The following is an 11445-nucleotide window of genomic DNA, read 5'->3' as shown; positions in this document are numbered from 1 at the left end:
GCGGCCTTTTTTATTTCCTGCGTCACGGGCCGCCGCCAAATCCACACAAAACCCATTATTTTAAAATTATAATCAATGTGTAATGATATGTTATAACATTACACATTGTGACTGAGTGATTCTTAGCTCCGCCATTTTTTGAACAGGCACGTTCATTTGAGTACACACATACCGCTATGAAAATCCAACGCACCGTCTTATTTCCCGGCATTTTGTTTACGCTTTTGTCTCCCCAACTTTTTGCCTCAGAGTGCAACACAGCTTCATGTGAAGAAAATATTACCGTAGAAAGCAACGCGCCTGCCGGGCTTGCCCCTGCCAGCGGCACGGCATCACGTCTGGGGCTGACCGACCAAGAAACGCCACGCTATGTAGAAACCTTTTCACAAAAAGAGATCCTCGCCCGCGGCGACCGCACGCTTGCCGAGACGGTCGCCCATGCTACCGGGATGTCCGGCGTAGCCTCCCCTACACTTTCAAACAGCTTTTCACTGCGCGGCTTTATGCCGGTGAGTTGGCTGTTGGACGGAATGGAAATGCCGGGCAGCACGCTTCAGTTGGGTAACCCCGCGCACTATCAGCAGGTGGATGTTTTGCACGGCCCCGGCTCCGCACTCAACGGCATCGGTGCAACCGCCGGAAGCGTCAACCTGGTTTCGCGCCAGCCGGGTTTCGTGCCATCCCCTGCAATGCTTAGCTATCAGTTGGGTAGCCACAGCACCCAGTCCTTGCTGGGCGGGGGCGGAGGTACGCTGCCGGGGGATAAGATTGCCTGGCGTCTTGACGCTTCCGGGAGCGGCGGCAATAGCCAGGTTCAGCACGAGCGCAACCGCCAGTCCAGAATCAGCGGCTCGCTGCTTTTCCGCCTCACTGACGAAACCACTCTGACGCTGTACGGCGACAGGATGAACAACAGCAGCGACAACCCCTACTTCGGCACACCGTTGGTAGAGGGTAAAGTGCAAAAGAATCTACGCGGCATCAACTACAACAACCTGACCGACGCAAAGATAGCCAGCCATGCCACGGTATTGCAGGCCGTGCTGGACAGTGCTCTGGCCCCCGGGCTCACGTTTAATAACCATACCTGGTTTTACTCTGGCTACCGCTACTGGCACAACGTTGAACGCTATCGCTACGACACCGCCTCACCGGACACGATCAACCGTGACTCATGGGGCGATTTAAGCCACAAAAATACGCTGTTAGCCAACCGTTCAAGCGTTTCAATCGACCATACTTTGCTGGGCCTTGATAACCGAATGGTTGCCGGGATAGAGCTACAGACCGGCCAATTTGATTACCAAAAAAACGGCTTTCCCGGCTCGCAGGATATCCCCATGTTCAGCCCTGCGCGCGAGCCCTTTAGCGCTGAAACCAACATTACGCGTGCCCCATGGAGCAAAGTTACCCAGCGCCAGTATGCGGCCTTTCTGGAGGACAGTCTTCAACTGACGGACCGTCTTAGCTTGCTGAGCCAGCTGCGCCTTACGAGACTGAATATGGATTGGCGCTACTACACGCCAGCGGCCAGTGAAAGCCAGAATCGCAGTTTCCTGAATACCGGCCTCGGCCTGAACTGGGACATCAGCAGCAACACCACGCTTTATGCCAGCTATGCTAACGGCAAGGAAGCGGGCGGCGACATCTTCTTTCTTAGCGCCGACCAGACGCACCTGCCTCTGACAAACTCGCAACAGTGGGAAACTGGGATCAAGAGTCAGTTCTGGGATCGCAGAGCATCGGTTAATCTTGCTCTCTATCAGTTACGCAAAAACAACCTGTTTACCCCTTCAGCCTCCACGCCGGGCGAGCTTCTCGCCGTGGGGCAACAAACGTCCCGTGGCATTGAGCTTTCTTCTACGATACAACCCACCGAGCGCTGGGAAGTGGCGGGTAATGTCGCATGGACACATGCAAGGTTTAACCGCTTTAGCGCGGGTTCTCCGCCTGAAAACCTGAACGGGAATCAGCCTGCCTACGTCCCGACATGGAGCAGTAATCTCGCAATAACCTGGCACCCTATCCACCCCCTCAGCCTGATGAGCGCTCTCCGCTATGTTGGCAGCAGCTACAATGACTCCTCCAATAGCCGAAAAATGGACGATTACATCACGCTGGATCTGACTGCCGAGTACCAGCTAACGCCTAAAGTTACGGTGGGTTCGCGCGTACGCAACGTGACCAATACTTTCTATTCTTACCAGCGGACTTACGACAGCCAGGTTCTGATTGCTCCGTCTCGCACCTGGGAAGGCTGGGTGACGGTATGGTTCTGAGGTTGAAGTTAGCAACCTTAATGCTTACGGCGACCGGCCTGTTATTTTCCCCAGCGGCCCCGGCCATAAGCCTGAGCAATTGTGGCGAGCCGCAGACGTTTACCGCGCCACCTAAGCGTATTGTGGTTTACGGCAATCCGGCTCTGGAAAACCTCCTGGCGCTGGGCGCACGGACAGAAATTGTTGGCGTGGTAGGCTACGCGCCGCACAAAGATCCTCAAGGCAGAGCGGCCCGAACCGCCCTTTCGCTTCCCGTCGTAGCCGGGAATGGCCTGATTTCCGCCGAGGCGCTGCTGCTGCTACGCCCTGAAATGGTCTACTCCTCAAGCTGGTACTGGCTTTGGTCACCTGAAGGGGCAACACGCGATCAAATGACGGCCTGGGGAATATCAAGCTGGCTCTCGCCCGGCGCCTGCACAGGACAGCAGAGTGCACCTCAGCAAAAAATCAGCTTTGCCGACCTGTTTCGGGAAATTGAGGATCTGGCGAAAATTTTACGTCTCGAGAAACAGGGCAAGGCGCTCGTTAGTATGGCGAAAGTGCACCTTGCCACTCTGCGCCAGCGTGCGCGCCTCCTGCCCCCGGCGCGGCTACTCTGGTGGTATTCCGGCACGGACTCACCCTACGTTGCGGGGTGCTGTGGCGTTCCAGAAATGCTGAGTGAGGAAAGCGGCAGCCGCAATATTTTCTCTGATGTGCCAGCGCTTTGGCCAAATATCTCCTGGGAAGAGATAGCCCGCAGGGACCCGGATATCCTGGTACTGGCAGATCTGCCGAGGGGCGGTGCCGGAGACAGTGCGGGAGATAAAATAGCTTTCCTCAATCAATTCCCTCTTACCGCCGGCCTGCGCGCCGTAAAAGAAAAAAAATTCATCATTTTGTCCGGCTATGACATGGATCCCTCGATCCGCTCGCTGGACGCTCTGGACAGGCTCATCGCCTCACTTTCTGTTAAGGAAAATCATGACTGACATCACCCTGGACACCCTTGTCACACTTTGGGATAGGCAACAAAGCGCCTACATTGCCAGCAGGGAAGCACGCTTCGACGCCCTGATGGACATACTTGCACTGCAATTTGAGGGGGATTTCTCACTGCTTGAACTGGGATGCGGGCCAGCCTCTCTCACCAGACGCCTTCTTCAGCGTTTCCCGTCCGTACACGTCACCGCGGTGGATTTCGATCCGGTCATGCTGGCCATCGCCCGTGAAACACTCCTTCCGTTCGGCGACCGCGTTCGTATTTTGTCCGCCGATTTGGCCCTCCCAAGCTGGCAGGAAAAAATTGTCGGGCTGCGCCCGCAAGCTATCGTGTCCAGCACCGCGCTGCATTGGCTGATGCCTGACAGGCAGCACGCTCTACACTGTGAGATTCAAAGCTTGCTGGCCGATAACGGGGTATTTCTCAATGCCGATCACCAGCGTTTTAACCCGGCTGAAGTTAACAAGAAAGCCCTCAGTGAGCGCCATGACGCACTCACCCAGCAGCAGGCCTGGGATAACGGCGTAGTTGACTGGGATGCGTGGTTTACTCTTGCCAAAGAGATACCAGAAATTGCCCAGTTGATCCCGGCGCGGGAAGCCGTGTTCTCTGGTCGCCCGGTTCCCCCGCCCACTTCGCTAACCTTCCAGCTGGCGAGCCTCAGCCAGGCCGGTTTCCAGGAGACAGGAACCCTATGGCAGTTGATGGACGATTATCTGATTGCCGGATGGAAATAGGCGCGTGAAGCTACTTCGCCTGTTGCTATGTGGCATAGCGGCTCTGGCAGCGCTGGTGTATAGCCTGCGTTTTGGGGCCGTTACATTGTCGCTTAACGATGTGATTCAGCTCCTTAACCCGGCCCTTCCCGAAGAGCCGGACATGGCGCTTTACCATAAAATCGTCTGGTCGTTACGCTTACCCCGAGCCCTCCTGGCGATGACCTGCGGCGGCGGGCTGGCACTGGCGGGAGCCGTGCTTCAGACGTTAACCCGCAACCCACTGGCCGATCCGTGGCTGCTTGGCATATCTTCCGGTGCTGGCCTGGGGGCGGTCGTTATCATTGCGCTGGGTATCCAGCCGCTGTTAACGGCCATCCCGTCCGGGGCATTTGCGGGCGCGCTGTGCGCATTTGGATTGGTACTACTTTTAGCCGGACTGGCCGTGACGCAGCCCGCCCGGTTTATTCTTTCCGGCGTGGCCGTTGGGCAATTGCTGAGCGCATTAACCTCACTGATCGTCTTCTGGCAAACGGATGCGACAACCTCGCGTGGGTTTACCTTCTGGCTGCTTGGTGCGTTTGGGCAGGCAACATGGGCGCAGGTGGCTATCTGTGCCACCGCGCTATTTTTTGTGGGGGCGCTTTGCCTGGCAATGTCCCCAACCTTGAACGTGATGGCGCTGGGAAATGTAGCTGCTAAGGGCCTGGGGGTTAACGTTATCGCCCTGCAGATATCGCTCTACCTGGCCATCACGCTGCTTACCGCCACGCTGGTTTCGTTCTGCGGGGCAATTGGCTTTGTCGGCCTGACAGTCCCCCATCTGGCAAAACTGATAATCGGCAATCGCCATCAATGGGTTTTGCCTGCCAGCATTCTCTGCGGCGCTATGCTGACGCTAGTGTCCGATACGCTGGCGCGTACGCTATTTTCCCCAAGAGAGCTTCCTCCGGGCATCATCACGGCGCTTATTGGCGTACCGGTATTTCTGCTCGCCCTCCACCGTCGCCCAAATCCTTAACTCCCTGTGTAGAAAAACGCAGGCCTGAGAGCCCTCCGCTTACGCCGCCCCTGGAGTTGTCACGAAATTGTTAACTCTCGAGGAGGATTTAGTGAGTATTCTCTTAATAAAGTACAGGCGCAGGTTCATGAAGAGTCCGGTCAATTTCACCCGACTTTCCGTTCTTTCACCCCACGGGGGCTTTGACGATGCTGGTAATTATTCTTGCTTATCTGGGCGGCCTGTTGACCATCGCCAGCCCCTGTATCCTGCCTGTGCTGCCTTTTGTGTTCGCTCGCTCCGACCAGCCCTTTGCCCGAACCGGGTTGCCGCTGCTGGCCGGAATGGCGATAACCTTTACCCTGTTTGCAACCCTGGCGGCCGGGGCGTGGCGTTGGTCCTGATGGCGCTGTTTGGTATTACGCTGCTGTTTCCGCATATTGCCGAGCGGGTAATGCGCCCGCTGGTTAACATCGGCAAGCCTGCCCGCTTTAAAGTCACTATTGATGGCCAGGCACCCGGCAGCGTTCACGGGAGCGATGTCGCGCCCGACGGCAGCGGAACGGTAACCGAACAGCGTCTGTATCAGCTTATTCGTCAATCAAGCGGCGACGGCGAGCATACCTTCAGCATTGAGTTTGAAGATGCGGACGTCAACGCTTATGCCTTCACCTTTGGTTAAATCAGGCGGGAATCAAATGAAATCATTTATTCGTTCAAAATGGATTTTAGCCGCTCCAGCGCTGATGATTGCGACGCTGGTTTTTCAAAACACGGCGTGGTCTCAGGCCGAATCGGCGGTGAGCATCCCGGCACCACAACAGGATGAAGCACCTGCGGGCGCACATCTGGAGACAGCGGTCTTTGCCGGAGGGTGTTTTTGGGGCGTTCAGGGCGTCTTTCAGCACGTTAAGGGCGTAACCAGCGCAATATCCGGCTACACCGGCGGCAAGGCCCGAACCGCAAATTACGAAACTGTGAGTATGGGGATGACCGGCCACGCGGAGTCGGTGCAGGTTATCTTCGATCCCACTCAGGTGACCTACGGCCAGCTACTGCAAATTTTCTTTTCCGTGGCCCACAATCCGACGGAGTTAAACCGTCAGGGGCCGGACTACGGAACGCAGTACCGTTCCGCCATTTTCCCGATGAATGAATCTCAGACGAAGATAGCACAGGCCTATATCACCCAGTTGAACCAAAGTCATAGCTTTAGCGCACCGCTGGTAACGACCGTTGAGCAAGACGCTCACTTTTACCCTGCGGAGAAATACCACCAGAATTTCCTCAACGACAACCCGAATTACCCCTACATTGCTATCAACGATATTCCAAAAGTTGAGCAGCTAAAGCAGTTCTTCCCGGTTTTGTGGAGTGACAAACCGGTGTTAGTTAAATCCTGACGATTGTCACCGCGCCATACACGGCGCGGTTCTTCTCTGCACTACTTCTTCTTTTTCGGGTATAGCTCATCCCGGCAATACGGCTCTGTTTCGCCCTCTTTGCGGGTTTTCAGCAGCTTCAGGATCCAGGTGTACTGCTCAGGGTGCGGGCCAACAAGCAGCTCCACTTCTTCGTTCATGCGCCGCGCGAGGGTGTGGTCGTCGGCTTCCAGCAGGTCGTCCATCGGCGGGCGAATAAATATGTCCAGGCGATGGGTTTCACTGTTATAAACCGGGAACAGCGGGATCACTCGCGCCCGGCAAACCTTCATCAGGCGGCCAACGGCCGGCAGAGTCGCTTTGTAAGTCGCGAAGAAATCAACAAATTCACTATGCTCCGGGCCGTGATCCTGATCCGGAAGGTAATAACCCCAGTAACCCTGGCGAACCGAGCTGATAAACGGCTTGATACCGTCGTTGCGGGCATGCATACGCCCACCAAAGCGGCGGCGAACGGTATTCCAGACGTAATCGAATAGCTGATTGCCCTGGTTGTGGAACATTGCCGCCATTTTTTGGCCTTCAGAAGCCAGCAGCATAGCGGGGATATCTACCGCCCAGCCGTGCGGCACGAGGAAAATCACGTTCTCGCCGCGCTCGCGGATTTCATCGATGATTTCTTTTCCATGCCAGTCCACGCGCTGCATGACTTTCTTCGGATCGCGCAGGCCAAGCTCGGCCATCAGCACCATGGCCTGAGGGGCGGTAGCAAACATCCGGTCGATAATGGCTTCGCGGCGCTCTTCCGGCATCTCCGGGAAACAGTAAAGCAGGTTTATCTGGGCGCGGCGACGAGCGCTTTTGGCCAGCCGCCCGGCTAAGCGCCCAATTTTCCCCAGCAGCGGGTCGCGTTGCCCCGGCGGCAGCAGCGCCAGCCCGGCAAACGCGCCCACGCCAAGCCATGCGCCCCAGTAGCGCGGGTGTAGAAAGGCTTTCTGGAATTCTGGGATGAACTCACTGTGGTTTTTTTTTGCTTTTTCCATGCGGCTCTCAGTATTTCGCCAACGCGTTGACGATACGAATTTATGGCTATTTTAGCGGGGCAAAGGCTGGCAGACAAAAGAAAAAGCCGGTAACAGGTACCGGCTTTATACTCTTTAAGCAGAATCAGTCAAAACGCAGCTGCGGGACAACCTCTTTTACCTGAGCCAGGTAATCGCTGCGATCGGAACCGGTCAACCCTTCAGAGCGCGGCAGCTTCGCCGTCAGCGGGTTTACGGCCTGCTGGTTGATCCACACTTCATAATGCAGGTGCGGGCCGGTTGAGCGCCCCGTGTTGCCGGAAAGCGCAATGCGGTCACCGCGTTTCACTTTCTGGCCCGGTTTCACCAGCAGCTTTTTAAGATGCATATAGCGCGTGGTGTAGGTCCGCCCGTGGCGAACGGCCACGAAGAAACCGGCCGCGCCGCTGCGCTTAGCCATCACGACTTCACCGTCACCCACAGCCAGAACCGGCGTGCCCTGCGGCATCGCAAAGTCCACGCCTTTATGCGGCGCTATGCGGCCCGTAACCGGGTTAAGACGGCGAGGGTTAAAGTTAGAAGAAACACGGAACTGTTTCACGGTCGGGAAGCGCATAAAGCCTTTTGCCAGGCCCGCACCGCTGCGGTCGTAGAACTTACCGTCTTCGGCGCGAATAGCGTAATAATCTTTGCCGTCGCTGCGCAGGCGCACGCCAACCAGTTGGCTTTGCTCACGTTTTCCGGCCAGCATTTCACGGGACATCAGCACCGAGAACTCGTCGCCTTTTTTCAGCTTGCGGAAGTCCATCTGCCACTGCATCGCTTTGATAACAGAGCTAATTTCAGCGCTGGTTAAACCGGCGTCTCTGGCGCTGGCAACAAAGCTTGCGCCCACAGTGCCCTTCAGAACGCTGTTCACCCAGTCGCCCTGCTGGGTTTCGCTGCTCATTTTAAAACCGTTTTCAGTACGATCGTAGGTGCGCGTTTCGCGGCGAGACATTTCCCACGTCAGGCGCTGGAGATCGCCATCCGGAGTAAGTGTCCATGAGATCTGTTGGCCGATTTTCAGGTTACGCAGGTCTTTATCAACCGAGGCAATCTGGCTGATATCGCCCAACTCGATGCCGTACTGATTAAGAATGCTGCTCAGCGTATCGCCGGTAGAAACAACATATTCATGAACGCCCGCTTCGCCGGACGTTTTATCGTCAAGCTCGTCCTGCGGGATGGTGTCATCTTCGGCGTCGGGAGACTGATCAAGAGGTTCACTGGCCTCCGGCAGCAGCGAATGGATTTCGCTTTTCTCAAGCTCGATAGTTTTAATTATCGGGCTAGACTGCGGATGGTAGATGGACGGTCGCCACACGGCGACCGCGAGAGTAAGAACCGTAAGGGACCCCAGCATAACGCGGTGGGGTCGTGACAAATTGTCAAATGCCATGGCGACAGAGCGGGCTATCTGTTGCACGTATTCACTTCCTCGTTAATCTCCTTTCAGGCAGCTCGCGTACTGGTTCGCAAGTCCGGTCATAAACTGCATATAGCTGTTTTTACCCAATGCGACACTCATTCCCAGAGGATCTAACGTGCCGGAGCGAACATTAGTGCCTCGGGCTACGGCGTTAATGACCGCTGGCCTGAATTGTGGTTCAGCAAAAACGCAAACCGCTTTGTGCTCAACCAACTGTGTTCTGATTTCATGTAAACGCTGCGCACCAGGCTGTATTTCAGGGTTTACGGTAAAGTGACCAAGCGGGGTCAAACCGTAGTGTTTTTCAAAGTAGCCATAGGCGTCATGAAAAACGAAATACCCTTTTCCTTTCAGCGGTGCCAGCACGGAACCCACCTGCTTATCGGCGTCGGCTAAGCCTGACTCGAATTGTTTCAGGTTGGCGTCAAGTTTGGCTCGATTTTCGGGCATAAGTTCCACTAATTTATCGTGGATTGCAACCGCTGACAGCCGCGCCACCTCTGGGGAGAGCCAAATGTGCAAGTTGTATTCACCGTGATGGTGATCTTCGTCACTCTTTGCTCCATGAGCCTGTTCCTCGCCATGGTCGTGCTCGTCGTCGTCACCGCCTTTCATCAGTAAAGGTTTCACGCCGCCCAGCGCCGCAAGCTGCAGCTGTTTTTGCTCGGGAAGCTGGCGAACGGACTTTTGCATGAAAGCTTCCATCTCAGGCCCGACCCAAACCACTAAGTCCGCGCCCTGTAAGCGTTTTACATCTGACGGACGTAGCGCATAATCATGTTCGGAAGCGCCATCTGGCAGTAATACTTCTGTGCTGGTGACGCCGTCGGCAATGGCGGATGCGATAAAACCGAGCGGCTTAATCGAGGCGACAACGGCGGCGCTGGCCGCGGTTGCGCCGAAGCCCCAGAGAGCGGTGGAAAATGCAGCGAAAAGAAGTGTCTTTTTATGTAACATAATGCAACTTATCATCGTGAATGCCTTAAGAATTGTGATATTATAACATTCGCTAACTTATGCAACCCCTGAAATTGTCATGACTAATTTGGTTGAACTAGAAAATATTTCGGTCTCCTTCGGCCAGCGCCGCGTGCTGGCCGATATCTCTCTGGCGCTAAAGCCGGGCCGCATCCTTACGCTGCTTGGGCCAAACGGCGCAGGTAAATCTACCCTGGTGCGCGTTGTGCTTGGCCTGGTCAAGCCGGATAAGGGCGTGATTAAGCGTGACCAGCATCTGCGTATTGGCTATGTGCCACAAAAGCTGCATCTTGATGCCACTTTACCGCTGACGGTCAGCCGTTTTTTAAGGCTGCGCCCGGGCGTGAAAAAAGCAGATATCCTGCCCGCGTTAAAGCGAGTCCAGGCCGCTCACCTTATTGATGCCCCGATGCAAAAGCTCTCGGGTGGCGAAAATCAGCGCGTGCTGCTGGCGCGGGCGCTTCTCAACAAACCACATCTGCTGGTTCTGGATGAGCCAACCCAGGGTGTCGACGTTAACGGCCAGCTGGCGCTTTACAATTTGATCGATCGGCTGCGCCAGGAACTCAACTGTGCGGTGCTGATGGTTTCGCACGACCTTCACCTTGTGATGGCAAAGACCGACGAAGTGCTTTGCCTTAACCACCACATCTGCTGCTCAGGCACGCCGGAAGTGGTGTCCATGCACCCGGAGTTTATCGCCATGTTTGGCCCGATAGGCGCCGAGCAGTTGGGGATTTATCGTCACAATCATAATCATCGTCACGATCTGCAGGGTCGCATCGTTTTGCGCAGAGGGAATGGTCAGTAATGCTTGAATTGTTATTGCCCGGCTGGCTGGCCGGGATACTGCTCGCCTGTGCGGCTGGTCCATTGGGTTCGTTTGTGGTCTGGCGCCGTATGTCCTACTTCGGCGACACGCTGGCGCATGCCTCTTTGCTTGGCGTAGCCTTCGGCCTGCTGCTCAACGTCAATCCCTTTTATGCGGTCATTGCGGTGACGCTGCTGCTGGCGCTTGGTCTGGTCTGGCTTGAAAAACGCCCTCACCTCGCCATAGATACTCTGCTCGGCATTATGGCCCACAGCGCCCTGTCGCTCGGCCTTGTGGTCGTGAGCCTGATGTCGAACGTGCGCGTAGACCTGATGGCGTATCTGTTTGGCGATTTACTCTCGGTCACCCTGCCGGACATTATTTCTATCGCCATCGGTACTGCGGTAGTGTTAAGCGTGCTCGCGTGGCAGTGGCGCAGCCTGCTGGCGATGACCATCAGCCCGGATCTTGCGCACGTAGACGGCGTAAATTTACAGCGCGTGAAGATGCTGCTGATGCTGATAACGGCTCTGACGATTGGCGTTGCGATGAAGTTTGTTGGCGCTCTGATAATCACGTCGCTGCTGATTATCCCTGCCGCCACGGCCCGCCGCTTTGCACGCACGCCGGAGCAGATGGCCGGGTTTGCCGTGCTGATTGGTATGCTGGCCGTTACGGGCGGGCTGGCCTTCTCGGCGGTTTACGATACGCCAGCGGGCCCTTCTGTGGTGCTGGCCGCCGCCGCGCTGTTTATTCTCAGCATGGCGAAGAAACAGCCGGCTTAATACCGCTGTGCTATTGAAT

The 11445-nt window shown here is 55.8% G+C and carries 12 protein-coding genes; 9 read left to right on the top strand and 3 right to left on the bottom strand.

The window, feature by feature from the left end:
• The first annotated feature begins 176 nt into the window (after positions 1–176).
• The 7 genes from ACG1VR_RS09290 to msrA all read left to right on the top strand — a co-directional run bounded on the left by ACG1VR_RS09290 (position 177) and on the right by msrA (position 6380).
• Complete coding sequence (locus ACG1VR_RS09290) at positions 177–2279, top strand: TonB-dependent siderophore receptor (RefSeq protein ID WP_395490764.1); 2103 nt, start codon at positions 177–179, stop codon at positions 2277–2279.
• A gap of 2 nt (positions 2280–2281) precedes the next feature.
• Entirely contained in the window at positions 2282–3250 is a 969-nt protein-coding gene (locus ACG1VR_RS09285; protein WP_395490763.1) for an ABC transporter substrate-binding protein, read from the top strand.
• Positions 3243–3998 (top strand): class I SAM-dependent methyltransferase, encoded by a 756-nt coding sequence (locus ACG1VR_RS09280; RefSeq protein WP_395490762.1) that lies wholly within the window; start codon positions 3243–3245, stop codon positions 3996–3998. Before ACG1VR_RS09285 ends, ACG1VR_RS09280 begins: the two co-directional genes overlap by 8 nt.
• Positions 3999–4002: 4 nt before the next feature.
• Positions 4003–4998 (top strand): iron ABC transporter permease, encoded by a 996-nt coding sequence (locus tag ACG1VR_RS09275; protein WP_216374474.1) that lies wholly within the window; start codon positions 4003–4005, stop codon positions 4996–4998.
• 188 nt (positions 4999–5186) lie between these two features.
• Entirely contained in the window at positions 5187–5381 is a 195-nt protein-coding gene (locus ACG1VR_RS09270; protein WP_395490761.1) for a hypothetical protein, read from the top strand.
• Positions 5366–5659 (top strand): hypothetical protein, encoded by a 294-nt coding sequence (locus ACG1VR_RS09265; protein ID WP_395490760.1) that lies wholly within the window; start codon positions 5366–5368, stop codon positions 5657–5659. Before ACG1VR_RS09270 ends, ACG1VR_RS09265 begins: the two co-directional genes overlap by 16 nt.
• A 16-nt stretch (positions 5660–5675) precedes the next feature.
• Positions 5676–6380, top strand: coding sequence for a peptide-methionine (S)-S-oxide reductase MsrA (msrA, locus tag ACG1VR_RS09260; protein ID WP_395490759.1), 705 nt, complete (start codon positions 5676–5678; stop codon positions 6378–6380).
• A gap of 41 nt (positions 6381–6421) precedes the next feature.
• On the opposite strand, the gene lpxM is transcribed toward msrA, so the two are convergent.
• The 3 genes from lpxM to znuA all read right to left on the bottom strand — a co-directional run bounded on the left by lpxM (position 6422) and on the right by znuA (position 9809).
• Positions 6422–7402: a lauroyl-Kdo(2)-lipid IV(A) myristoyltransferase gene (gene lpxM, locus ACG1VR_RS09255; protein WP_395490758.1), complete on the bottom strand. Its 981-nt coding sequence runs from the start codon at positions 7400–7402 to the stop codon at positions 6422–6424.
• 124 nt (positions 7403–7526) lie between these two features.
• On the bottom strand, positions 7527–8849 hold the full coding sequence (mepM, locus tag ACG1VR_RS09250) for a murein DD-endopeptidase MepM (RefSeq protein ID WP_395490757.1): 1323 nt from the start codon (positions 8847–8849) through the stop codon (positions 7527–7529).
• Between the two features lie 15 nt (positions 8850–8864).
• On the bottom strand, positions 8865–9809 hold the full coding sequence (gene znuA / locus ACG1VR_RS09245; RefSeq protein WP_395491080.1) for a zinc ABC transporter substrate-binding protein ZnuA: 945 nt from the start codon (positions 9807–9809) through the stop codon (positions 8865–8867).
• A 79-nt stretch (positions 9810–9888) separates the two neighbouring features.
• On the opposite strand from znuA, the gene znuC reads away from it, so the two are divergent.
• Entirely contained in the window at positions 9889–10641 is a 753-nt protein-coding gene (znuC, locus tag ACG1VR_RS09240; protein ID WP_016536950.1) for a zinc ABC transporter ATP-binding protein ZnuC, read from the top strand.
• On the top strand, positions 10641–11426 hold the full coding sequence (znuB, locus tag ACG1VR_RS09235) for a zinc ABC transporter permease subunit ZnuB (RefSeq protein ID WP_395490756.1): 786 nt from the start codon (positions 10641–10643) through the stop codon (positions 11424–11426). Before znuC ends, znuB begins: the two co-directional genes overlap by 1 nt.
• Positions 11427–11445: the final 19 nt, after the last annotated feature.

Source organism: Cedecea davisae (genome assembly GCF_044095835.1).
Lineage (GTDB): Bacteria > Pseudomonadota > Gammaproteobacteria > Enterobacterales > Enterobacteriaceae > Cedecea > Cedecea davisae.
Note: the sequence above shows the minus strand (reverse complement) of the source record. Positions and strands in the feature narration are given on the sequence as shown.